Origin of the sequence: Kitasatospora sp. NPDC096204, assembly GCF_044763205.1 — a bacterium.
GTDB lineage: Bacteria > Actinomycetota > Actinomycetes > Streptomycetales > Streptomycetaceae > Kitasatospora.
Map to the genome: position 1 here is coordinate 245,381 of NZ_JBIWFT010000003.1, position 24,050 is coordinate 269,430.

General features: G+C 72.8%; 19 protein-coding genes and 1 riboswitch. Of the genes, 8 read left to right on the forward strand and 11 right to left on the reverse strand.

Annotated features, from left to right (window positions below; translation table 11 throughout):
- Positions 1-3 precede the first annotated feature (3 nt).
- Complete coding sequence (locus ACIQ87_RS04515) at positions 4-498, forward strand: GNAT family N-acetyltransferase (RefSeq protein WP_402401375.1); 495 nt, start codon at positions 4-6, stop codon at positions 496-498.
- 25 nt (positions 499-523) lie between these two features.
- On the opposite strand, the gene ACIQ87_RS04520 is transcribed toward ACIQ87_RS04515, so the two are convergent.
- The 3 genes from ACIQ87_RS04520 to ACIQ87_RS04530 all read right to left on the reverse strand — a co-directional run bounded on the left by ACIQ87_RS04520 (position 524) and on the right by ACIQ87_RS04530 (position 5,092).
- On the reverse strand, positions 524-2,212 hold the full coding sequence (locus ACIQ87_RS04520; protein ID WP_402401378.1) for an ArnT family glycosyltransferase: 1,689 nt from the start codon (positions 2,210-2,212) through the stop codon (positions 524-526).
- Between the two features lie 182 nt (positions 2,213-2,394).
- Positions 2,395-3,783 (reverse strand): LamG-like jellyroll fold domain-containing protein, encoded by a 1,389-nt coding sequence (locus tag ACIQ87_RS04525; RefSeq protein ID WP_402401381.1) that lies wholly within the window; start codon positions 3,781-3,783, stop codon positions 2,395-2,397.
- Positions 3,784-3,877: 94 nt separating this feature from the next.
- Positions 3,878-5,092 carry a ricin-type beta-trefoil lectin domain protein gene (locus ACIQ87_RS04530; RefSeq protein ID WP_402401384.1) on the reverse strand — a complete coding sequence of 405 codons (1,215 nt, stop codon included), beginning with the start codon at positions 5,090-5,092 and terminating at the stop codon, positions 3,878-3,880.
- A 435-nt stretch (positions 5,093-5,527) separates the two neighbouring features.
- Between ACIQ87_RS04530 and ACIQ87_RS04535 the strand changes: the two genes are divergently transcribed.
- The 6 genes from ACIQ87_RS04535 (at position 5,528) to ACIQ87_RS04560 (ending at position 14,859) form a co-directional block, all read left to right on the forward strand.
- Positions 5,528-6,946 (forward strand): glycosyltransferase family 2 protein, encoded by a 1,419-nt coding sequence (locus ACIQ87_RS04535; RefSeq protein ID WP_402401861.1) that lies wholly within the window; start codon positions 5,528-5,530, stop codon positions 6,944-6,946.
- A 5-nt stretch (positions 6,947-6,951) separates the two neighbouring features.
- A complete protein-coding gene (locus ACIQ87_RS04540; RefSeq protein ID WP_402401387.1) occupies positions 6,952-8,037 on the forward strand; it encodes a glycoside hydrolase family 26 protein in 1,086 nt (361 codons plus the stop codon).
- Positions 8,034-9,713 carry a glycosyltransferase family 39 protein gene (locus ACIQ87_RS04545; RefSeq protein WP_402401390.1) on the forward strand — a complete coding sequence of 560 codons (1,680 nt, stop codon included), beginning with the start codon at positions 8,034-8,036 and terminating at the stop codon, positions 9,711-9,713. Before ACIQ87_RS04540 ends, ACIQ87_RS04545 begins: the two co-directional genes overlap by 4 nt.
- 49 nt (positions 9,714-9,762) lie before the next feature.
- A riboswitch (cobalamin riboswitch) is annotated at positions 9,763-9,918 on the forward strand.
- 191 nt (positions 9,919-10,109) lie between these two features.
- The gene (locus tag ACIQ87_RS04550) at positions 10,110-12,515 is read left to right on the forward strand and encodes a ribonucleoside-diphosphate reductase subunit alpha (protein ID WP_402401865.1); all 2,406 of its coding nucleotides are present in this window, start codon (positions 10,110-10,112) and stop codon (positions 12,513-12,515) included.
- A 20-nt stretch (positions 12,516-12,535) separates the two neighbouring features.
- Positions 12,536-13,531, forward strand: a complete 996-nt coding sequence (locus tag ACIQ87_RS04555) for a ribonucleotide-diphosphate reductase subunit beta (RefSeq protein WP_392874237.1) — start codon at positions 12,536-12,538, stop codon at positions 13,529-13,531.
- A gap of 269 nt (positions 13,532-13,800) precedes the next feature.
- A complete protein-coding gene (locus ACIQ87_RS04560) occupies positions 13,801-14,859 on the forward strand; it encodes a ferritin-like protein (RefSeq protein ID WP_402401393.1) in 1,059 nt (352 codons plus the stop codon).
- An 83-nt stretch (positions 14,860-14,942) separates the two neighbouring features.
- Here ACIQ87_RS04560 and def read toward each other — a convergent pair whose 3' ends face one another.
- From def to ACIQ87_RS04600, 8 genes are all read right to left on the reverse strand, one after another.
- Positions 14,943-15,584, reverse strand: coding sequence for a peptide deformylase (gene def, locus ACIQ87_RS04565; RefSeq protein WP_402401396.1), 642 nt, complete (start codon positions 15,582-15,584; stop codon positions 14,943-14,945).
- Between the two features lie 43 nt (positions 15,585-15,627).
- Positions 15,628-16,620, reverse strand: a complete 993-nt coding sequence (locus tag ACIQ87_RS04570; RefSeq protein ID WP_402401399.1) for a tetratricopeptide repeat protein — start codon at positions 16,618-16,620, stop codon at positions 15,628-15,630.
- A 342-nt stretch (positions 16,621-16,962) separates the two neighbouring features.
- Positions 16,963-18,225: an HD-GYP domain-containing protein gene (locus ACIQ87_RS04575; protein ID WP_402401402.1), complete on the reverse strand. Its 1,263-nt coding sequence runs from the start codon at positions 18,223-18,225 to the stop codon at positions 16,963-16,965.
- A 146-nt stretch (positions 18,226-18,371) separates the two neighbouring features.
- Entirely contained in the window at positions 18,372-19,787 is a 1,416-nt protein-coding gene (locus ACIQ87_RS04580) for an HD-GYP domain-containing protein (protein ID WP_402401405.1), read from the reverse strand.
- A 411-nt stretch (positions 19,788-20,198) separates the two neighbouring features.
- The gene (gene rsrA, locus ACIQ87_RS04585) at positions 20,199-20,606 is read right to left on the reverse strand and encodes a mycothiol system anti-sigma-R factor (protein ID WP_402401408.1); all 408 of its coding nucleotides are present in this window, start codon (positions 20,604-20,606) and stop codon (positions 20,199-20,201) included.
- Positions 20,603-21,508 (reverse strand): sigma-70 family RNA polymerase sigma factor, encoded by a 906-nt coding sequence (locus ACIQ87_RS04590; RefSeq protein WP_402401411.1) that lies wholly within the window; start codon positions 21,506-21,508, stop codon positions 20,603-20,605. Before ACIQ87_RS04590 ends, rsrA begins: the two co-directional genes overlap by 4 nt.
- Before the next feature lie 152 nt (positions 21,509-21,660).
- Positions 21,661-22,329: an alpha/beta family hydrolase gene (locus ACIQ87_RS04595; protein WP_402401414.1), complete on the reverse strand. Its 669-nt coding sequence runs from the start codon at positions 22,327-22,329 to the stop codon at positions 21,661-21,663.
- 21 nt (positions 22,330-22,350) lie between these two features.
- Positions 22,351-23,103 carry an SOS response-associated peptidase gene (locus ACIQ87_RS04600; RefSeq protein ID WP_402401417.1) on the reverse strand — a complete coding sequence of 251 codons (753 nt, stop codon included), beginning with the start codon at positions 23,101-23,103 and terminating at the stop codon, positions 22,351-22,353.
- A 151-nt stretch (positions 23,104-23,254) separates the two neighbouring features.
- Here ACIQ87_RS04600 and ACIQ87_RS04605 point away from each other — a divergent pair, with 151 nt between their 5' ends.
- Positions 23,255-23,980 carry a M50 family metallopeptidase gene (locus tag ACIQ87_RS04605; RefSeq protein WP_402401419.1) on the forward strand — a complete coding sequence of 242 codons (726 nt, stop codon included), beginning with the start codon at positions 23,255-23,257 and terminating at the stop codon, positions 23,978-23,980.
- Positions 23,981-24,050: the final 70 nt, after the last annotated feature.

Sequence of the window (24,050 nt, forward strand, 5' to 3'; positions counted from 1 at the left end):
CCGATGGACTTCCTCATCCGTCAGGCCCTCCCCGAGGACCTCGCCGACGCCGGCCGGATCACCGTCGAGGCCTTCGTCGGCGACGGTTTCACCAACCCCGCGAGCGGCTACGTCGACCTGCTGCGCAACTCGGAGCGCCGGGCCCGGGAGGCCGAGCTGCTGGTCGCCGTCGACGCCGCCGGAGCCGGGGTCCTCGGCTGCGTGACCTTCGCCGTCGGCGGCACCGAGTGGGCGGACATCGCCACCCCGCGGGAGGGCGAGATCCGGATGCTCGCCACCGCCCCTGCCGCCCGCGGCCGCGGCGTCGGCGAGGCCCTGGTCCGCGCCGCCGTCGCCCGCAGCCACGAACTCGGCCTGGCCGGCATGGCCTTCTCCACCCGCCCGGAGATGACCACCGCCCACCGCATATACGAGCGGACAGGTTTCCGCCGCACCCCCGAGCGGGACTGGGCCCCGTACCCGGGGATGGACCTGATGGTCTACACCATGGCGTTCTGAGCGGGCGGCCCGCCCTGAACACCCGTCACGGCTTCTTGTCGTACCCGGGCGCGACGTAGACGGTGTACCGGCCGTGCTTTCCGCTCGTCACCACGGTGACCACCCGGTACCCGGCGGCCTTCAGGGTGGGCTGGATCGCCTTGTCGATGGCCGCGGTCTGGGTGAAGTCCAGGACCACGACCTTCCACTCGTGGGCCTGGATGCCTGCCTGGATCGCGGGCACCCCGTTCTGCATCTCACCCGTGGCCGGGTCCCGGCGGAAGACGGCCACCAGGTCGTGCCACTGCTGCCAGTTGGTCTGCTTGCGCAGGTAGTACGCGGGGACGTTGTAGTTCTCGACCAGGTACCGGTCCTCACCCTTGACGATGTACGGCTCCAGGGCGGCCACGAACTCCTTCGAGTTCGACCACTCGCCGTACATCTCGCGGCCCTGGGCCGAGCCCGCCCAGGCCAGCGGGCCGACCACCAGGGCGGCGGCCGCGACCCCTGCCACCAGGTGCAGACGACCCTTCAGCCAGAGCACCGTACGGGCCAGGACCAAGCCCACCACGATGCAGGAGAACCAGGCGCCGAAGTCGACGTGCTTCTGCAGGGACAGCCAGGTGTGGATGCGGATCTGGTTCACCGGCGCCATCAGTCCGGCCAGCAGCAGGAGCAGCGCCAACCAGAACCCTGGCCAGGCCGCACCACCGCGCCGCCGCGCCCGCACCAGCTGCACCAGCACCCCGGCCAACGCGACCACCAGCAGCGGGCCGACCCAACGGGCGGCCTCCGAGGCCACGTAGGAGTACGAGTCGTGGCCCGGGGCGCGCTTGAGCGTGGTGTGGTTGAAGCCGTTGACGTACTTCTCGCCGGCCGCCAGCGCCGCCGCGCCGACCGCCACCACGAAGGTCAGCAGCACCAGCAGCCCGCGCCGCCATGCCTCCCAGCGACGCAGCGACCCGCGCGGCCCGGCCAGCACCGCGATGCCGCACACCACCGGCACCCACAGCAGCGCGGCGTACTTGGTGGCGCCGGCCAGGGCCAGCAGCAGCCCGGAGGCGATCAGGCTCGGGTGGCCGCCGCCCGTGGTCAGCCGCACCGCGAAGTACCCGGCCCAGGCGAGGACCGCCAGCGCCATCGCGTCGTAGGTGGCCAGGCCGCCGAGGAACTGGGTGGGGCCGAGCGCGACGAAGGCCATCGCCGCGCAGAACGCCGCGAGCGAGCCGTGCAGCCGCCGGGTGGCCAGGTGGACGGCGACCGTGGCGGAGAGCATGAACGCCAGGCTCAGCAGCCGGGCGCCGTTCAGCCCGCCGAGGAAGTCCGCGACGGCCACCACCACCGGGTAGATCAGCGGGGAGCCGGAGAAGAAGGTTTCGTACGTCGCCACCGGGGTGCCGTGCCGCAGGTGCGCGATCTCCTGGTAGCCCGCGTAGATGTAGGTGCCTTCGTCGATGAAGGCGGTGTTGCTGAGGATCAGGTGGTACGAGAGCGCCGCCTGGATCAGCAGCACGGCAGCCAGCGGCAGCCAGTCGGCCCGCAGCACCGGCCGGGCCGGGTGCGGCACCCTCGGCAGGCCGGGCTTGCGACGGCGCCGGTCGGCCGCCGGGTAGGCCTGCGCCGCCCCGGTCGCCGTCCGGTCGCGCTCGCCGAGCGCCGCCCTGGCCGGCCTGGCCCCGCCGAGAACGGGCTTGCGGGTGGACTCGGGCCGGATCCAGCGGCCGTCCGCGCTCATCAGTACTGCTCCTCATCTGGGACTTCGCATCCGGACGGACCCTGAGCCCGCGTCCCGGGGCGCGATTCGGCCGCCGCCCCACACTGCCGGGGCGGCGGCCGGACGTTCACGAGGGCCGGTCGGCCCTGCGGCAGGTCCTGCGGGTCGTGCTCACCGGACCACCGGACCCGTCCCCGGCGGGCTCAGCCGCCGAGCCAGGCGGCGATCGGCGCGATGGACGGCGGCGAGCTCGGGCCGGCCACGATCTTGACGATGTCGGCCTCCGGCAGCACCTGGTCCCACACCTGGATGTCCGCGACGGCACCGTGCCAAGGGTCGGCCCACTGCGAGTTGGAACTCAGCCGGCCGACCTGCAGGGAGTTGGTGCCGCTCGGCTGCACCCCGGCGGACTTGGCCGAGGACTGCGGAGCGCCGTTGACGTACAGAGTGAGCTGGCCCGACGGGTCGTCGTACACGCCGGTCAGCAGCACCCACTGGTTGACCGTCGCGTCGCCCTTGGACCAGGCGATCACCGAACCGCCGCCCGGCACCTGGACCTTGAAGTACCACTGGTCGTGCCCGTTGTTGCCGGCCCGGCCCAGCGAGTACGAGTAGTACTGGCCGTCGCCCTGGCTGACCGCGCTGCGGTTGCCGTTGGGCACGTCGACCAGCACCCGCGCGGAGACGGTGAAGCTCTTGTTCACGTCGATGACCGAGGTGGACGTCGAGGCGAACGAGTCCTGGCCGCTGGGCAGTTTGAGGACCTGCCCGGAGAAGCCGGCCATCGCCCCCTGTTTGGCGTCGGCCCCCAGGTTGAGCGCGGCCGAGCCCTTCTTGGCGGGCAGCGAGCCGACGGTCGGCGGGCTGTCGATGCCCTTGACCGGCGGAGCGCTCACCGGCGGGCTCGATGGACCGGGGGACGTCGGTCCAGGCTTGCCGGGGCCCTGGGCCACCGGCTCCTTCTCCTTGCCGCGCTGGAGGTACCAGTACCCGCCGCCACCGGCGGCGGCCACCACGACCACGGCGGTCACCACACCGATCAGCTTGAGCCGACGGCCGCGCTTGGCGGACTGCTCGTTCTGCTCGGCCAGCGCCTCCCAGTCCGGTGTGCTGGACTGGGAGACCGGCAGACCGGACGGGGGGACCGGCGGCTGGAAGCCGCCCTGCTGCTGCCAGTGCGCCACGGGCTGGGCCGGCTGCGCGCCCGGCGCGAAGGGCTGCCGACCGACCGGCGGGCCGGGCTGCGGCATCGGCGCCTGCGGCTGGGCCGGCTGCGGCTGGACGGGCTGTCCCTGCGGCGGCATCACAGGACCCGGCTGCGGCTTCACCGGGCCGGGCTGCACCGGCCCCGGCGCCAGCGGAGCCGGTCCCCCGCCCGACTGCGGCACCGGCTGCGCGGCCGGATGCGGCGTCGACTGCTGGGGCTGCGCGGGCGCGGCGGGCGGCGGCCCGTAGCCGGACGCGGGGCCGAAGGCTCCGCTCGGGGACTGCGGTGGCACACCGGTGGCCGGAGCGGCCCCCCCGGCCGGTGCCTGCTGCGGTGGCGTGGGGGGCTGGCCCGGCTCGCCACTCGGTACCGGTCGATCGCTCATGGCCCGAATGCTAGGGCATCCACCCCGCCACGCCCATGGGGGGTGCGCGGACGAAACGTCAGCGCGGCCGCGGTTTCCCGTGGGCGACGCCGACTCACGCGACTCCGTTGTACGGCAGCTTCCAGCGCTGCGAAACGGTGTCCGCGCACGGTCTCAGAAGTGCCGGTGTGCCGTCCGTGAGCGCACCGCCCGCGGTGCCCAGGCACAGCCCGCTGTCCTGGTGCTTCAGCCGCTGCCCGGGGGCGGTGACCCAACGCTGCGCCGTACCGCCGGTGCACTCGGCCAGCGTCACCGAGGCGCGGTCGGCGGCCGGTGCCAGGCAGGCCGCTCCCCCGCGCAGCGAACCGTCGTTGCCCACCGTCCACCCGGTCGAAACGGCCTGGTCGCCGCAGGATCCGACGGTCACCGGAGCCCCGGCGATCCCGCCGCCGTGCCGCAGACAGATCCCCGGAGCGCCCGCCGGGACCTCGCCCGCCGGCAGGCCGACCCGGTTGTGGAAGGCGAAGGAGTTGCTGCGCAGGCCGGTCCCGCCGCTCCAGACCTCGAAACCCGCCTGCACCCGGCACAGGTAGGAGCCCTTGGGGACGTACCCGCGCGCCATGGCGTCGGCGGTGAACAGCCGCAGGTTGAGGCCACGAGTGGTGTGGGTCGGTGCCGTGCGGACGTAGCTGATCACACTGTGCGGGCCGGTGATCGGCGCCTGGTAGACGTGGTAGCTGGCGTCGCCGAACGGCAGGGCGTCCGACACCTTGTCACCGGCGGGCCGCACGTTGTCGGTGGCGTCCAGCCAGATCATCACCTCGGCGCTCTCCCCAGGGAGGCAGTTGTCCGGGCTGGAGCCGTACCAGAGGTCGAAGGAGAGGTTGAAGGAGCCGCTCACCCGGCCATTGGCGTCCCAGTCGGCGGTGGCGTCGCCGAGGGCGCTGACCGGCACCGGCAGTCCGCTCGCGCCCGGCGCGGTGGACACGTTGGGGTAGGCGCCCGGGGCGAGCGGGTTCTTCGGGACGAAGTCATCGGTCCGGGACAGCGAGAACCCGCTCTCCCCGACCGGGTCCACGCAGACCGTGCCGGCGGTGTTCCACGGGTTCGGTTCGAGGATCTTGGCGCCACCGTCCAACGCCAGCTTGGGGAACGGCTCCTGCGCGGTCGAGCAGAGCCCCGGCCCGGACGCCGCCGTCGTGGCGGTCGGTGGCTCCACCGCCCCGACCTCGCCGCTGCACCCGGCCAGCAACGCGGCGACCGCACCGAACGCGGCGACCGCCCGCAGGCCCCGCGCCACGCGTCCGGCCGCGCCGTCCTCGATGATCATCACTCTTCCCCGACCCGTTCTCGACCGTCGAGCGGACAACCGTACACAAGCGCTCTGGCCGCACCCCCGTTCACATCACGATCGGAACTCGATATCGGTTCCGGACGGCAGGCCGAAGAGGGGGGAGCGAACTCCGGGCGATCGGTCCCGTACGATCCTGGCGTCCCCTGGTGCCCGAGCGGCAACGGCCGCCGTGCGGGGACAGTTCAGACTCAGTACGGCTTCGGGGGAGTAGAGCACGTGACTGTCACCGAGAGCGCGCGACTCGCGGGAGGCGGTCAGCCGCCGGTCTCACGACGCCGGAACCGGCGCGACCCGGCCGCCCGCAAGCGGTGGGGCCTGCTCCCCCAACCTCCGGACAACACCGAGAAATACCTCTACGCCCGCACCAACCTGTGGGTGCTGACCTGCTTCTCCCTCATCAGCTTCGCCTGCATGGTGGCCAGCGAGATCGGGCTGCTGAGCGCGACGCCGTGGTTCCTCTTCTTCATACCGCCGCTCGCCTTCACCATCGTCTACTACCTGATCTCCCGTTGGGTGCACGGCTTCAACGAGACCTTCGACCTGTCGGCCCACCGCGCCCTGGTCAAGTCGTGGCAGCCCGAGCGCTACCCGACCGTCGACATCTTCCTGCCCGTCGCCGGCGAGCCGATCGAGGTGCTGCACAACACCTGGACCCACGTGGCCCGGCTGCGCGACCAGTACCCGGGCGAGGTCACCCCGTACGTCCTCGACGACAGCAACAGCCCACAGCTCGCGCAGATGGCCGTCGACTTCGAGTTCGTCTACGGCACCCGCGACAAGCTCGGCTGGTTCAAGAAGGCCGGCAACCTCCAGTTCGGCTTCCGCAACTCCGACAGCGACTACATCCTCATCCTGGACGCCGACTTCGCGCCACGACCGGACCTGCTGAACGAGATGCTCCCCTACATGGAGGCCAACCCGCGCCTCGGCATCGTCCAGTCCCCGCAGTTCTTCCGCATCCTCGACTCGCAGAACTGGATCGAGCGCGGCGCCGGCGCCGTCCAGGAGCTGTTCTACCGGACCGTCCAGGTCTCCCGGCAGCGCAACGACGGCGCGATCTGCGTGGGCAGTTGCGCGGTCTACCGGCGCGCGGCGTTGGAGGAGAACGGCGGCACCACCCTGATCGGCCACTCCGAGGACGTGCACACCGGCTTCGACCTGCGCCGCCTGGGCTGGGACCTCCAGTACATACCCGTCGCCCTGGCCACCGGTGTCTGCCCGGACAACGTCGGCGGCTTCTTCAACCAGCAGTACCGCTGGTGCACCGGCTCGATGAGCCTGCTCGGCAGCAAGAAGTTCTGGCGGACCAAGCTGCGGCCGGTCACCCGGGCCTGCTACCTGTCCGGCTTCTTCTACTACATCCACACGGCGCTGTTCACCGTCGTCTCCCCCCTCATACCGATCGTCCTGCTGCTCGCCCGCCCCGACCTGATCCGCTGGGAGAACACCGCGCTGGTGCTGCCCGGCCTGATCTACGCGACGATCGTCTTCCCGCTCTGGCACCGCAATCCCTACCGGCTGGAGGCCTGGGCCGCCCGCATGATGTACGGCTGGGCGCACGTCTTCGCCATCTGGGACATCGTGCGCCGCAACCGGATGGCCTGGCAGCCGACCGGCTCCAGCGGCGCCAAGAGGAACAAGACCCGCCGGTTCTGGATCGGCGTCATCGTCTGGGGCGGCGGAACGGCCCTGCTCTGGGTGCTGCTGAGCATCTGGCGGATGCTCACCATGGGCCCCCTGAACTTCGCCCTCGTCCTCGCCTCCGGCCTCTTCTACGCCACCATCGTGGGCCGGGTCCTCGTCCAGCCGCGCCCCACGGAAGCAGTGTGATCGCCATGACCGCCCCCCTCCGGCGGGCCGGCCGACTCCGTCGCCGGCTGGCGCTCCCGCTGCTGACCGCCGTCGGCCTGCTGCTCGTCACCGCGTGCGGCCCCCAGGACCCCGGCTTCGCGATGCAGAAGGACCTCGCCCCAGCCCCCGCCGCTGCCGCCGCGCCCCCCGGAGCCGCCGGCAGCGCCGCACCGACGGCGCCGGCCCGGCCCAAGGCCCTGCCCGCCGGCGTCCCGTACGACGTCACGCCGCTGCTCAAACCGAGCCACAAGTACCTCGGCGCCGCCCTGCCCGACGTCCCCGCCACGATGGACGCGCTGCCCGGCTACAGCTCCGCGATCGGAAAGCAGCCCAACGTCCTGGAGTACTACGCCCACTGGAAGGGCGGCTTCGACACCGCCGGCGTGCGCCGGATCCACGAGGCCGGGGCTCTGCCCTTCATGGCCTGGGAGCCGCACGACCGCTCGCTCGCCTCGATCGCGGCCGGCGACACCGACGACTACGTGCGCGGCGTCGCCAAGGCCGTCGCCAAGCTCAACCTACCGATCGCCATCAGCATCGCCCACGAGATGAACGGCGACTGGTACCCGTGGGGCCGTCAGGCCACCACCCCCCAGGACTTCGTGGCCGCCTGGCGCCACGTCCACGACCTCTTCGACCAGGCCGGCGCCACCAACGTGATCTGGGTCTGGAGCCCCAACATCACCGACCCCGCGCCCAACACCCGCCTGGCGCCGTACTACCCCGGCGACACCTACGTCGACTGGGCCGGCATGACCGGCTACTTCACCCGCACCGGGCCGAAGACCTTCGAGACCCTCTACGGGCCGACCATGGCCGAGATCCGCACCTTCTCCGACAAGCCCTTCTTCATCAGCGAGACCGCCTCCGAGCAGGGCAAGCGCCAGCACGCGGACATCGACCAGCTGTTCTCCGGGCTGGAGGCACACGACGACATCGTCGGCTTCGTCTGGTTCAACATCGTCAAGCGGGCGGACTGGCGGGTCGAGGCCGTCCCGGACACCCTCGCCGCGTTCAAGCAGCGCGTGTCCGACCCCCGTTACGGCTTCGACATCCGGAACCCCCGATGAACACTGATTCCGACTTCCCTCCCGTCCCGCGCAGCCGCTCCGCCCACGGCAGCCCCGCCCACGGCCAGACCACCGAACCGGAACCCGACCCCACCGGGTCCCGCACGGCCGTGGCGGTGGACAACCCCGACGGCGTCGACCTCGCCCCGTACACCATCCCACCGGTCCCCGCGATCGGCTGGGACCCGGGCGCCAGCCCCCGCCGCCGCCGGATCGCCCTCGGCCTGCTGGGCGCCGTCCTGACCGTCCAGGCCGCGCTCTCGCTGCGCCTGCTGGCCGCCGCGCACCCCGACGAGGCCGCCGCCATGGTCGCCGGGCGCCAACAGCTGGCCCACCTCCTACACGGCACCCCCGTCACCACCGACCTGGTCGACCGGGTGCACGGCTCACCCTGGCTCTACCCACCACTGGCCGGCGCCGCCGCCGACGCCAACGGCATCTGGGGCACCCGGCTGCTCAGCCTCGGCTTCGCGCTGCTCACCACCGTCCTGTTGTACTCGCTGACCCGGCGGCTGTTCAACGAGCGGGTCGCCATCTGCGCGATCGCCGTGTACGCCGTCCTCCAGTCCACCGTCGTGGTCGGCTTCTACGCCGCGCCCGAGTCCCTCGCCGTCCTGCTGGTCGCCCTCGCGGCCTGGACCACGGTGTTCACCGCGAGACGCCATCCGGCCCTGGCTCTGCTCGCCGCCCCGCCCACGGCGCTGGCCTGCACCGTGGCCTACTCCGCGGCCTTCGCCGTCCCCGCCCTGATGGCCCTCGCCTTCGCCTGCGCCCGGCCGTACCACCGGGTCGGCCCGGCCGGCCTTCGCGCGCTGCTGGCGGCGCTCGGCACCCTCGTCCTGCTGCTCCCGTACGGCACCCTCGGCAAGGTCGCCGGGTGGTCACCCTCGCACGGCAACGCCCCCGGCTCGGCCGGCTCGATCCTGGTCGCCACGCTCCAGTGGGCGGGCCTCTTCACCGTCCTCGCGGTGGCCGGCACCATCGCCTACGCGCGCCGCGAACAGATGAACGAGCACGACGCGCCGGAGAGGGACGCCGTCCCCACCACCCGGGGCCTGCGCGCCCTACTCGGGGCCACCCTGACCGTCACCGCGCTGCTGGTCCCCGCCGCCCACCTGTGGACCGGCACGTCCGGCGCGCTGTTCCGCCACCTCGGCTACGGCATGCTGCTCGCCGCCCCGCTCGCCGGGGTCGGCCTGACCCGGCTGGTCGGCGCCCACTTCCGCCATCCCCAGCTCGGCATCCTGGCCTGGGTCGCCCTGCTCGCCCTCGGCCTGGAACAGTCCGCCCTGCGCTACCAGAACGGGCCCGACTCCGGCCGCCTGCTGGCCGTCCTGGCGGCCCACACGCAGCCCCAGGGCCGCTATCTCACCGAGGTCGACGGACTCGCCGAGTACTACCTCGGCAGCGTCTCCAAGCCCGAGCAGTGGGTCTCCGCGCGCACCGGCACGGAGTACCGCGACGGGGCCGGCGTCCAGCACCACGGCGACGACGGCAGCGTGGCCGCGATCCGGGACGGCTGGTTCACGATGGTCGTCCTCGACAGCACCGCGCCGAGGGCCACCGACCGGGCCGTGAGCGAGGCCCTGAGCACCGCCGGGCACTACCGGCTGGTCGCCCAATTCACCTCGCCGACCGGTGATTCGAGTACGTACAAGGTCTATCTCAAGCACTGACCGGCCGCCCGTCCCACGCACATCCGCGACACGACAGGCACAACATATGGTGCCACCACAGTCCGGCGGCACTACATGTATGCTCGCTTCTGCTGTCGATGCAGGGGAACCCGGTGCGAATCCGGGACTGCCCCGCAGCGGTGTGCGGGCGGCTCCAGCAGCCGTACCGCGAGTCCGATGACCTGCCGCCAGCGTGCGCCACGGCCCTCCCGCAGAGGCCGCGCCGGCACGAGCAGTACCCCTCCGGGCCTCGCGGGCGGGCCGGGGAGTCACCGTCGCGCGACGCCATCTGCGTTCGTGCCGTGCTCCCCTGCCCCGATCGGCCCGGTGGCCCCCGATCACCGCCGCCGATCGCCGCCAGGAGAGAGCGCCTTGACCACCGCCGCCTCAGCCACCCTGCCCGCCCAGGGCACCGGTACCGCCTTCACCGACCCGACGGTCTCCGACCCCGGCGGCGCCCTGCTGCGGCTTCTCACCGACCGCAGCACCGACCTCACCGAGGTCGACCCCGGCCATGTCGCCGCGGCCGCGCTGCGCGGCCGCCACGCCGGCTCGGACTTCGCCGAGCTGCGCGGGCTGGCCGTGGACGCCGCCGCGTCGATGATCGCCGAGGACCCCCAGTACTCGAAGCTGGCCGCCCGCCTGCTCGCCCTGGAGATCGTCGACGAGGCGAACAGCCAGGGCTCGGTGTCCTTCTCCGCCTCGATCGCCGTCGGCCACGCCGAGGGCCTGATCGGCGACACCACCGCGGACTTCGTCACCAAGCACGCCGCCGCCCTGGACGCGCTGATCGACACCACCGGCGACGACCGCTTCGAGTACTTCGGCCTGCGCACCGTGCAGTCCCGCTACCTGCTGCGCCACCCGATCACCCGCAAGGTGATCGAGACCCCGCAGCACTTCCTGCTCCGCGTCGCCTGTGGCCTGGCGGTCGGCGACAGCGAGCAGTCCGTGCGCGAGGTGGCCGAGCTGTACGGCCTGATGAGCCGCCTGGAGTACCTGACCTCCTCGCCGACGCTCTTCAACTCCGGCACCCGGCACCCGCAGATGTCGAGCTGCTACCTGCTCGACTCGCCGCTGGACAACCTGGACTCGATCTACAACCGCTACGCGCAGATCGCCCGCCTCTCCAAGCACGCCGGCGGCATCGGCCTGTCCTACTCGCGCATCCGCTCGCGCGGCAGCCTGATCCGCGGCACCAACGGCAAGTCCAACGGCATCGTGCCGTTCCTGCGCACCCTCGACTCCTCGGTCGCCGCCGTCAACCAGGGCGGCCGCCGCAAGGGCGCGGCCTGCGTCTACCTGGAGACCTGGCACGCCGACATCGAGGAGTTCCTGGAGCTCCGCGACAACACCGGCGAAGAGGCCCGCCGCACCCACAACCTCAACCTGGCGCACTGGATCCCGGACGAGTTCATGCGCCGGGTCAACGCCAACGAGGACTGGTCGCTGTTCTCCCCGGCCGACGTGCCGGAGCTGGTCGACCTGTGGGGCGCCGACTTCGACGAGGCCTACCGCAAGGCCGAGCAGGCCGGCAAGGCCGTCCGCACCATCCCGGCGCAGACCCTGTACGCCCGCATGATGCGCACCCTGGCGCAGACCGGCAACGGCTGGATGACCTTCAAGGACGCCTCCAACCGCGCCGCCAACCAGACCGCCCTGCCGGGCCGCACGGTGCACTCCTCCAACCTGTGCACCGAGATCCTGGAGGTCACGGACGACTCCGAGACCGCCGTCTGCAACCTGGGCTCGGTCAACCTGGGCGCCCACGTCGCCGTCGGCGCCTCGGCCGACGACCTGATCGGCGCGATGGACTGGGACCGGCTGGACGCCACCGTGCGCACCGCCGTCACCTTCCTCGACCGCGTGGTGGACATCAACTTCTACCCGACCACCGAGGCCGGGACGTCCAACTCCCGCTGGCGGCCGGTCGGCCTCGGCGTGATGGGCCTCCAGGACGTCTTCTTCAAGCTGCGGCTCGACTTCGACTCGGCCGAGGCCAAGACCCTCTCCACCCTCATCGCCGAGCGCATCATGCTCACCGCGTACGAGCGCTCCGCCGACCTGGCCGAGCAGCTCGGCCGCCACGAGGCGTACGGCGAGACCCGCGCCGCCCGCGGCGAGCTGCACATCGACCACTTCCCGACGGCCGCCCCGCAGTGGGCCGACCGCTGGACGGCGCTGCGCGCCCGGATCGCCGAGACCGGCCTGCGCAACTCGCTGCTGCTGGCCATCGCGCCGACCGCGACCATCGCCTCCATCGCCGGCGTGTACGAGTGCATCGAGCCGCAGGTGTCCAACCTGTTCAAGCGCGAGACGCTGTCCGGCGAGTTCCTCCAGGTCAACCCGTACCTGGTGCGCGAGCTCAAGGATCTCGGCGTCTGGGACCAGCAGACCCGCGACGCCCTGCGCGACGCCAACGGGTCCGTCCAGGAGCTGAACTGGCTGCCGGCCGAGGTGCGGTCGCTGTACCGCACGGCCTGGGAGCTGCCGCAGCGCGCCCTGATCGACCTGGCCGCGGCCCGCATGCCGTACCTGGACCAGAGCCAGTCCCTGAACCTGTTCATGGCGGCGCCGACCATCGGCAAGCTCAGCTCGATGTACGCCTACGCGTGGAAGGTCGGTCTGAAGACCACCTACTACCTGCGTTCGCGCCCGGCCACCCGCATCGCCCAGGCCGCGTCCGGCACCGCCCGGGCCGCCGCGCCGGTGCCCGTGAACACTCCCTCCCTCACCCCGGAGCAGGAAGCCGCCATCGCCTGCTCCCTGGAGAACCCCGAGTCCTGCGAGGCCTGCCAGTGAGCACCCCTGAAGACCGCAAGATGCTGCTCGACCCCGGCTTCGAGCTGACCCTGCGCCCGATGCGCTACCCGTCGTTCTACGACCGGTACCGGGACGCCATCAAGAACACCTGGACGGTGGAGGAGGTGGACCTGCACTCCGACGTCGCCGACCTCGCCAAGCTGAGCGAGGGCGAGCGGCACATGATCGGCCGCCTGGTCGCCTTCTTCGCGACCGGTGACTCGATCGTCGCGAACAACGTGGTGCTGAGCCTCTACAAGCACATCAACTCGCCCGAGGCGCGGCTGTACCTCTCGCGGCAGCTGTTCGAAGAGGCCGTCCATGTGCAGTTCTACCTGACGCTGCTGGACACCTACCTGCCCGACCCGGAGGACCGCGCGGCCGCGTTCGCGGCCGTGGAGAACATCCCCTCCATCGCGCAGAAGGCCAAGTTCTGCTTCAAGTACATGAACGCGGTCGACCACATCGACTCGCTGCAGACCAAGGAGGACCGCCGCGCGTTCCTCCTGAACCTGATCTGCTTCGCGGCGTGCGTCGAGGGCCTGTTCTTCTACGGCGCGTTCGCCTACGTGTACTGGTTCCGCAGCCGCGGCCTGCTGCACGGCCTCGCCACCGGCACCAACTGGGTGTTCCGCGACGAGTCCATGCACATGGACTTCGCGTTCTCCGTGGTGGACACCGTCCGCGAGGAGGAGCCCGACCTCTTCGACGACGAGATGGCCAAGCAGGTCACCGAGATGCTGGAGGAGGCCGTCGAGGCCGAGCTCCAGTTCGCCCAGGACCTCTGCGGTGACGGCCTGCCCGGCATGAACACCGCCTCCATGCGCCAGTACCTGGAGGCCGTCGCCGACCAGCGCCTGGCCCGCCTGGGCCTGCCGATCCGCTACGGGTCGACCAACCCGTTCGGTTTCATGGAGCTCCAGAACGTCCAGGAGCTGACCAACTTCTTCGAGCGCCGCGTGTCGGCGTACCAGGTGGCCGTCGAGGGCTCGGTGTCCTTCGACGACGACTTCTAAAGAAGAGCGAATGACAGTGGTGCCCCGCACGGCGACAGCCCGTGCGGGGCACCACTGTCGGTTCGGTCGGCCGAGGACTCCCCGCGATCTCTCCGGGCAACCCCGGCACCGCCTGCCGATGATCCCCTCGGCCACTCCAGGACGTCCCCCTGACGGCTCCCCGCCCCGGCCCGTCCGGATGAATCCCGGGCCCGCACCGGCACGACGCGCACACGCACCACCGGCAGGCGGCTACGGTCCGGCGCACAGCCGAGCGAAAGGGGAACACCGTGGCAACGACCGGAATCCTGGACTACGAGAGCGACGCGATCGTCCAGCTCATGAGCATGGCCGAGGAGGACTGGGGCGAGCAGGAGCTCAAGGACGCGCTGCAGCGGGCGATCATGCTGGAGCTCTCCACCATCCCGCCCTACGCCACCGCGCTCTGGTCGATCACCGGCCAGGACCCCTCCCAGCCCGTCCGCCACACGATCCGCGAGATCGTCTTCGACGAGATGTCGCACTTCGGCCTGGTCTGCAACATGCTCACCAGCATCGGCGGCACCGTCGTCCTCACCGACCCCGCCACCGTCCCCAAGTACCCGGGCGAACTGCCCGGCGGGGTCAACCCGGGGCTGATCGTCTCCCTCGGCGGGCTGACCCGGGAGTCGGCGTACCTCTTCTCGGACATCGAGAAGCCCGAGAACCCGCTCGCCTTCGCCGCCGACGGGAACACGATCGGCGCCTTCTACCAGCGGATCGCCGATGTCTTCCCGAACTTCGCCCACCTGCTGACCGGGCAGAACCAGGTGACCTTCCCGCTCGGGTCGAGCCACGGCGCCGGCAACGACATCGTCGCGATGAACACCATCGACGACGTCCTGAAGGCGATCGACATCATCCAGACCCAGGGCGAGGGCACCACGGCCTCCCCGGACAACCCGTTCCCCGGCGCCCCGGGCGAACTCGCCCACTACTACGCGTTCAAGGAGATCGCGGTCGGCAAGAAGCTCGTACAGGACCCCGTGACGGGGAAGTTCGACTTCACCGGCCCCGACGTCCCGCTCCCGGACACCTCGCCGGTCGCCCGGGTCCCCGCCGGCGGCTGGGCCAACGACCCCGCCAACGCACCCGACCAGTCCACCGCCGCCGCCCTGCTCGACTTCAACACGGCCTACAGCGCCATGCTGACCTCCCTCGAACACGCCTGGGGCGGCAACCCGAACGAGCTCTTCACCGCGATCGGGAACATGAGCGACCTGGCGGACGCCGCACGGAAGATCAACGCCGTCAAGCTCCCCGCGGACCCCAACTCCACCTACGGCCCGGAGTGGCTCTTCGTCCGGTAGCGGTCCGGGACCGGGGAAGAAGGCCGAAGGCCGGCGCGGGGTGGTCCACCCCGCGCCGGCCTTCGGCGACTACCGCTCCGCCGTCACGCGTTCGGCACCGTCGCGTACTTCGGGGTGCCCTCGGCCATCTGCCGCAGGGCGTCCTTGCGGTCCCGCTTCGACAGCTTGTCGATGTAGAGGGTGCCGTAGAGGTGGTCGGTCTCGTGCTGCAGGCAGCGGGAGAAGAAGCCGGTGCCCTCGACGCGGATCGCCTTGCCGTCCTTGTCGACGCCGGTGACGGCGGCGTAGTCCGGGCGGGCCAGCTCGGCGTAGGCGGTGGGGACGGAGAGGCAGCCCTCGTTGCCGTCGTCCAGGACGCGGCGGCGGTCGGCCGGGTACTCCTCCAGCACCGGGTTGATCACGTGGCCGATGTGGCGCACGCCGTCGTCGTCCGGGCAGTCGTAGACGAAGACCTTGAGGTCGACGCCGATCTGGTTGGCGGCGAGGCCGACGCCCTCGGCGGCGTACATCGACTGGAACATGTCGTCGATCAGCGCGGACAGTTCGCCGTCGAAGACGGTGACGTCCTTGACCTCGCGGTGCAGGACCGGGTTGCCGACGACGGTGATCGGACGCGCGGTGCCCTTGCTGAGGTCGGGCTCCTCACCGATCACCTTCACGGGCGTCTCGGGCGCCGTCCCCTCCACGTCGTGCTCGTGCTCGTGCTGCTCGGCCTGCTCCGCCATGTCTTCCGCTTCCGTAGGTGTACGCGTTACCTCACCAGGGTACTCAGCACACCTCTTCGAGATCCCGGTAAGCCCGGCTTCCCGGGGCCGCCGCGACCCAGCGGTCCAGCAGGGTGCGCACCAGGTGCGCCGGGGCGGCGATCCCGCACTCGCGCTCGACCAGCCAGGACATCCCGGCCGCGCCGCCCTGGCTGAGGTGGCTGAGGTGGCCGGGGTGGGCGGCGTCGCCGTCGTCGTGGGGGTCGTGGTGGGCGGCGACGCCGTCGTCGGAGGCCATCCGGCTCTCCGAGCAGGCCCGGCACAGCAGCCGCACCGAGGACGTCCAGTCCTCGGCCGCGTAGCCGGCGTCGGCGACCAGCCGCTCCAGGGCGTCCCGGTCACCGGCGGTGGCGGCCTGCAGCAGCACCACGTACGTCGGCACCGGGGAGGGCGCCCACAGCTCGATCTCGTCGAACACCGGGTAGGCGACGCCGTCGGTGACCCGCTCGCCGTGCGGGGCGCCGTCGTGCAGCACCACCTCGCCCCAGCGGCGGCCGGAGGAGGGCAGCGGGATGGACAGCACCTCGATCCTGGCCGGGTCCAGCCGGCGGCCCCAGACCACCTCGGACTCGCCGTCCGGGGAGAGCCGCACCGGGGTGGTGCCGAGGTCCAGGCTGACCGGGCCGTCCTGCTGCGTGCCGGGGCCGCCGGGCAGCTTCAGGCCGTACGCCTGCCAGGCGCGGCGGGCCAGCGGCCAGTCCTGGAGGGCGGTGGCGGTGATGCCGAGGTTCCACCAGTCGGGGGCGCCGTGTTCGCGGTCCAGCAGGGCGACGGCGCGCAGGCCGGCCGAACGGGCCTGTTCCCAGTCCCGGCGGAACTTGTGCAGCAGGGCGAGGTTGAACCAGGAGTCGGAGAGCCACGGCTCCAGGTCGGCGGCCATCACCAGCAGCGCGCCGGCGTCCTCGTAGCGGCCGTCGCCGATCAGCGTGAAGGCCCGGTCGGTCGTCTGCCGCCAGGTGGCGGACGGCCGGTGCCGTGCCCGGTGGAAGATCCTCACGTTCGTCCCTGCCGTCGTCGTCCGCTCAAGTCCCGTGCCACCGTGCCCGTACCGCCTCCGACGGTGTGCGGGGCCCGGTGCCCCGGGTCGGTGTTCCACGCTACGACCGCATCCAACCACGCCCGCCCCCGCCCGCGCTCCCCACCGCCGAGGTTGGGGCCCGCCCCTCCCCAGCCTGCCTGTCCGATCCCGCCCGCTCAACCCCTGACGGCCGCGGCCCGGTTCCCGGAGGCCGCGACGGCGGCGGACGGACCCGCGCGGCGCGGGCCCGGAGCACCCCGCGGCGGCCCCCGGACGCCCTGGCCGGACGGGCCTGCCGGGCCCGGCGGCGGCCCCGGCCGTTCAGCGGCGGCCCCGGCCGTTCAGCCTGGCCAGGGCGTCCACCACGCGGGCGTCGTAGACCCGGCCGCGGCCCAGTCGCAGCACCTCCAGCACCTCCAGCCGCCCGACCGCCTCGCCGATGCCCCGGCCGCGGGCCGCCGTGAGCAGGTCGTCGTGGGCGTTGGCGACCCGGATGATCCGGGACGCGAGCGGCACCTGGCCCTCACCGGGGGCGGGACCGGTCCAGGGGTCGGCCAGCCGGGCGACCTGCTCGGCGACCTGCCGGGGCACTCCGGTGCGGCTGATCACCTCGCTGCCGAGGCGGGCGATCCGCCGCTGCTCGGCGCCGGGCAGCAGCGCGGTGGCGCCGTCCGGCACCGGCTCGACCAGGGACAGCTGGCCGACGTCGTGCATCAGCGCGGCGTACTCCAGCAGAGCGAGCTCGTGGGTGCCCATACCCAGCTCGCGGCCGAGCGCGCACGCCGTGTCCGCGACCCTGCGCGCGTGCCCGTGCGGGGTGTAACCGGCCACTTCGGTGGCCCGGGCGAGGCTGGCGATGGTCTGCCCGGTGGTGGCCCGTACGGCGGCGGCGCGGCGGAAGGACACCTGGGCGAGCAGCAGCGGGGTGCAGAACAGCGGCAGCGCCCACAGCCCGACCTCGCCGGCCGCCAGGCTGACCAGCATCCCGGTCGCGACGATCGCCGAGCCGATGCCGAACAGCGAGCGCAGCTCGTCCTCCAGCGCGGCCGGGAACCGCGGCCCGCCACCGGAGCGGCGCAGCAGCGCCGCCAGGGTGGCGTCACAGAGCGCGGCCAGCCCGGCCACGGTGGTCAGGAACACCCCGTACGCCGGGCCCTCGGGCGAGAAGCGGTCGACCATGCCGCCGTTGTAGAGCGGCTGGAAGACGGCGGCCGCGAAGCCGACGGCGAGCAGCCGGCGGGCGGCGCCGTCGCGGCGGGCCGGGTCGGCCCAGGGCGGGCGGCGGTGCGGGTGACCGGCGCCGCCGACCAGCCAGCCCAGCAGCAGGCCGGCCCCGGTCACCGCGACCACCTGAAGCGTCCCGTGCGCGGTCGGCACTCCGCGCAGCGGCCCGAGCACGGCGTACGCCAGCCCGGCGGCCGCGCCGATCGGCGCCTGCTCCCGATCGCCCGGAAGGGTGATGCGGACGCACTCGCCGAGCGTGATCAGCGCGGTGAACGCCAGCGCGACCCCTGGCTCCGCGACCCCGCGCACCACGACCGCGCCCAGCGCGAGCGCCAGCAGCGCGGCGGCCGCGGCATGCACCCCGCGCGCGGTGCGCCCGTGGGGCGTGCACCCCAGGAGCACACGCCCCAGCCTCCGGAGCCCGAACACCCCGGGCCCCGGCACCGTCCGCCCGGCAGTCGTCCGGCCGGCTGCGGTACGGCGCACGGCGCCGCGCCCGCCGGCCCTCACGGCTGCCCGACCGGGGGGAAGCTCCCGCCCTGGGGCGGCACCCGACCCGGCGGCACCCGACCCGGCGCCGCCCGGACCGGCTCGGGCACCCCGAGCGGGATGTCCGGCACCGCCTGGATGGAGTCCTCGGAGTGCACCACCGGCTGCCAGTCGTGCCCGGCCAGCGCGTCGATCAGCGCCCGCACCATCACCGGGTCGAACTGGCTGCCCGAGCAGCGCTCCAGCTCCGCGACCGCCTCGCCGACCGGGCGTCCGCGCCGGTAGGAGCGGGTGGAGGTCATCGAGTCGAAGGCGTCGGCGACGGAGATGATCCGGGCGAACTCGGGGATCTGCTCGCCGGCCAGCCCGCTCGGGTAACCCCGGCCGTCCATCCGCTCGTGGTGGTGCAGGATCCCCGCGTGCGCCTCGCCGAGGAAGTCGATCCCGCGCACCAGCTCGTACCCGTACACCGGGTGGATCTCCACCGCCCGGCGCTCCGCCTCGGTGAGGGGACCGTTTCTGCGCAGCAGCTCGGTGGCCACCCCGAGCTTGCCGACGTCGTGCAGGATGCCGGCGAAGCGCAGGGTGCGCAGCCGCTCGGCCTCCATGCCGAGCTGAGTGGCGATCAGCACCGAGGCCAGGCCGACGCGTTCGCTGTGGCCGCGGGTGTAGGAGTCCTTGATCTCCACGGCCTGCACCAGCGACTGCACGGTCGCCTGGTGGGCGTCGCGCTCGCGCTGGCCCTGGGCGAACACCCAGGCCGAGATGGACAGCGGCAGCAGTGCGAGCAGCGCCGCGAACGCGCCGTACGGGCCCTGCCAGAGCACCGCGACCATCAGACCGCCGGCCGCGTGCACCAGCACCGGCAGCCCGTACACCGAGTGCGCCCCGCGCAGCAGCACCCGCGGCCCGCGGCCCTCGCTGAGCATCAGCATGACGCCCACCACCACCCCGTTGACCAGGCAGAACACCGCGACGGCGGCGAATCCGGGCAGCAGCGCGGCCGGGAAGCGGGAGCCGAGCAGCAGCTGCGGGCCGTGCAGCAGGTGGAAGGCGGCCGAGGAGGCGAAGGCGCACAGCGCGAGCTGGGAGCCGTTGAACAGCTGGCGCGGGCGGCAGCCGCGCCCGTTCGGTCCGCCGAGCACCGCGGCCGGGGCGGCGACCAGGGCGGCGGCGGCCGGCGGGAGCATCAGCACCCCGGCGAACAGCACCGGGAAGAAGGCGTTCACCCCGGGCCTGGCGGGCACCCGCTCGGGCAGCGCCGGGCGGCGCAGCAGCCGGCGCACCAGCACCAGGCAGGGCGTGGGCAGGCCCTGGGCCAGGGACTCCCAGCAGCCGTGCAGGAAGGCCAGCAGCGCGACCTTGGGCCAGTCCACCGGCGCGCCGAGCCAGTGCGGCACCCCGGGGGCGGCCCCGGCGGGCAGCAGCGGCACCAGGCAGCACAGCGCCGCCGCCGGGACGGCCGCCAGGTAGCGCGCCGCCCCTCGTGGCAGGGCCGGTCCTCCACAGTCGGTAGCGATCTCGACCTCCCCGCCGTACGGACCCCGTGCTGCCTCGACGCGCCGGACGGACCGACGGTGAGTGACCGTCAGGAGAATAGGCGGCCACCCGGGCATGGGGACGCATGATGCCGCAACGGCACAGGCGGCGCACCGCCAACTCACCCGAACGAGTGAGGACGCCCGCGGGCGGAACGGAAGCGGCCCCGGGAGCTCACGCTCCCGGGGCCGCTGTACTCCTTGCCCGAACCACCGACCCCGCCCTCAACGGCGGGCCGGCGGACTACCGCGCCCGGCCGTCGACCGACTGGTCGACCACCGCACGGACGTTCGGCCGACGGGCCGTCACTCCGCCTGGGCGCCGGCCTCGACCGGTGCGCCGGGGTGCGCCGGCTCCTGTCCGGCCGCTCCGCCCGGTCTGGGCGCCGGCCGCGCCGACTCGGCGTGCACCTCGACGGTGGTCTCCACCGCGACCACCACCGGCTCGCCCGAGCGCTGCCCGGCCCGGATCGAGTCGATCCTGGCCAGGACCTTGCTGCGCAGGTCCGTCGGCGTGTCGTCGCACCCGCAGGAACGCTTGATCAGCGCCTTGATCGCCTGCTCCAGCCCGTACTGCTTCAGGCAGGGCGAGCACTCCTCGAAGTGCACCCGCAACTTTACGCAGTCGCCCTCGGGCATCTCGTTGTCGAGGAATTCATAGAGGTGGTCGAGGACCTCGCCACACTCGGTTTCGTGCGGATCGCCGCAGCTCATGAGCCCGAGCCCTTCGCTTCCTGCCCTGCCCCGCTGCCGGCCGGGACGAGCCCGCGCTCACGGGCGTAATCCTCCAGCATGCCGCGCAGCTGACGACGGCCGCGGTGCAGCCGGGACATCACCGTACCGATGGGAGTACCCATGATGTCCGCGATCTCCTTGTACGCAAAGCCTTCTACGTCCGCGAGATAGACGGCGATCCGGAATTCCTCCGGGATGGCCTGGAGCGCGTCCTTCACATCGCTGTCGGGGAGGTGGTCGAGCGCCTGGGTCTCGGCCGAGCGCAGACCGGTCGACATGTGCGACTCGGCCCGGGCCAGCTGCCAGTCCTCGATCTCCTCCGCCGCGGTGCGCTGGGGCTCCCGCTGCTTCTTGCGGTACGAGTTGATGAACGTGTTGGTGAGGATGCGGTACAGCCAGGCCTTGAGGTTCGTGCCCTCACGGAACTGGTGGAACGACGCGTACGCCTTGGCGAACGCCTCCTGGAGCAGGTCCTCCGCGTCGGCCGGGTTGCGCGTCATGCGCAGCGCCGCCGAGTACATCGGATCCAGGTAGCCCAGGGCGTCGCGCTCGAAGCGCTCCCGCCGGGCCTCCTCGCTCTCCTCCGCCGACACCCGGTAGGTGTCCTCACCGATCGCCTCGGCCAGCTCCTCACCGGTGAGCGCCTCGCCCGTGGGCATGGCGTCGCCCGGGCCACGGCCCGGATCGGCCTCGTGCTCGGTCCCGACGACCGGACCCACCTCCTCGGCATGACGGGAACGGCCCACGGCGGGCCGCCCAGAAATGGAGGATATAGGGCTGACGGGCTTCTCGCCCGCGTCGAGCCACTCCGACCAGGAGGGGGCGAACGCCGCGGTGGCCTCGCGCTCCTCAGGCCGTTCCGGGCACGCGATCGAACCCATCTGCCCTGCCTCTCTCACCGGTGACTCATGCTGACGGACACGACAACCACCCCGGCCCCGCCCGCATTCCCGGCCCCGAGCACCGTTCACTCGCACGAGTGATCGAACAGAAACGGTCCGCGCACGGCCCGAGGCCCCGCCACCGCCCGGCCTCACACCAGCCGCAGCACCCAGTCCCCCACCGACGAACAGATCAGGTCCAGCACCTCGTCCCGCCCCACCGGCGCCCGCTTGGGCACATCGAACCCGTGGCTGCCGTACGGCACCGGCACCAGCTCGTGCCCCGCCGGCAGCTCCGGGAACTCCCCCGGCCCGCCGAACGGATCCGCCGCACCCTGCACCACCAGCGTCGGCAGCCCGGACCCCAGCAACTCCTCGGCCCGGCTCTTCTCCGGCCTGCCCGGAGGGTGCAGCGGGAACGCCAGCGCCACCACCCCCACCGCCCCGCTCGCCGCCCCCGTCCGGCAGGCCACCCGCGCCCCGGCGCTGCGCCCGCCCACCACCAGCGGCAGCCCCGCCCCCGCCAGCCGCTCCGCCACCGGACGCCAGCCCAGGTCCAGCGTCCTCGGCGCCGGAGCGAGCCGCTTGCCCGCCACCCGCCAGGGCTGCTCGACCAGCGCCACGGTGATCCCCCTGGCCGGCAGCGCCCCGGCCAGCGCCACCAGGTCCCGGGCCTCGATCCCGCCGCCCGCGCCGTGGCCGAGCGCCAGCACCGCCACGGGCTTCGCGGCCCGGTGCCAGGTGATCCGGGCCTCCCCGGCGTCGGTGGGGACCGGTTCGGTGGGGACCGGTTCGGTGGGGACCGGTTCGGTGGCGCTCATCTCGGCGACTCCAGGAGTGGTTCAGAACAGCGTGGTCTCGTACTCGGCCTCGGCCCACGGCTCCTTGAGCCCGGGACCGTTGTTGCGGATGCTGCCGACCGCCGGCGACACCGGGGTGGCCAGCAGCGCCCCCGGCGGCGGGGGCGTCAGCAGGCGGCGCAGCCCGTCCGGATCGGTCAGCCGCGGGTCCAGCCACTCGTCCCAGTCCGCCCGGTCCAGGAACAGCGGCATCCGCTCGTGGATCGGCGCCAGCGCCTCCTCGGCGTCCGTGGTGACGATCGTGAACGTCACCAGCCACGCCTCCGGATGCCCCGGCGGCACCGCCCGGTCGCGCCAGAACTCGTACAGCCCGGCCAGCGCCAGCGGGCTCCCGTCCACGCGGGAGACGAAGTACGGCTTCTTGCGGGCCTTCCCCCGCTCCCCCGGCACCGTCTGCCACTCGTAGTAGCCGTCCACCGGCAGGACGCACCGGCGCGCGGCGAAAGCCTGCCGGTACGAGGGCTTCTCGTGCACCGTGTCCGACCGCGCGTTGATCATCTTCACCGCCGTCTCGGCGGAGTTCGACCACTGCGGCACCAGCCCCCAGCGCAGCACCCGCAACTGCCGCACCGGCCGCGACTGCTCCCGCCCCAGCCGCTCCAGCACCACGAAGGCGCTGTTCGTCGGCGCGACGTTCCAGTTCGGGTCCAGGGTCTCCTCCGGATCCCACTGCTCGACGCCGAACAGCTCGACGATGTCCTCGGGCTTGCCGCTCGCTGCGAACCGACCGCACATGCGGGCCAGCTTGCCATGCCGCCCGTCCTCAGGACTTCCTCATCCCCCGGCCAGAACCACCCGCTCCCTCCCGCCCGTCCCCGCATGGGAGGCTGCCCCGAACGGCCCAACGCGACGGCCCAGTGCGGCGGACGGAGGCGGAGAGACACCGATGAACGCGAACGACGGGACCCTCGGCGACCTGTGGAACCAGGTGGCCGGCACCCAGACCGCCCCGCCCGGCTGGCTCGTCCTGGCCACCGGCGCCGCCGCCCTGCTCACCGTCCTGGCCCGCCCGCTGTGGCACGTCGCCCGCAACGCCGTGACCATCGCCCACGAGGGCGGCCACGGCCTGGCCGCCGTCGCCACCCGCCGCAAACTGACCGGCATCCGACTGCACTCGGACACCTCCGGACTCACCCTCTCCTACGGCCGCCCCACCGGCCCCGGCATGGTCCTCACCCTCGCCGCCGGCTACACCGCCCCCGCCCTGCTCGGCCTCGGCTGCGCCGCCCTGCTCGCCGCCGACCGGATCACCCTGCTGCTCTGGCTGGCGATCCTGCTGCTGCTCGCCCTGCTCCTGCGCATCCGCAACGCCTTCGGCTTCCTCAGCGTGCTCGTCGCCGGCGGCGCCTTCTTCCTGGTCTCCTGGTTCGGCAGCGCCGAGGTCCAGGCCGGCTTCGCCTACCTCGGCTGCTGGTTCCTGCTGTTCGGCGCCGTCCGCCCCGTCCTGGAACTCCAGCACCAGCGCCGGATCGGCTGGGCCCGCGACTCCGACGCCGACCAGCTCGCCCGGCTCACCCACGTCCCCGCCCTCGCCTGGGTCACCGTCTTCCTGCTCGTCGCCCTCGCCTGCCTCGCCCTCGGCGCCGCCTGGCTGCTCCAGCCCCTCCAGTAGGCGTCCCGCCGTCCCCAGCAGGTGTCCCGCCGTCCGACCGCAGCCAGGACTGTCCGGGCAGGGCCCCTAG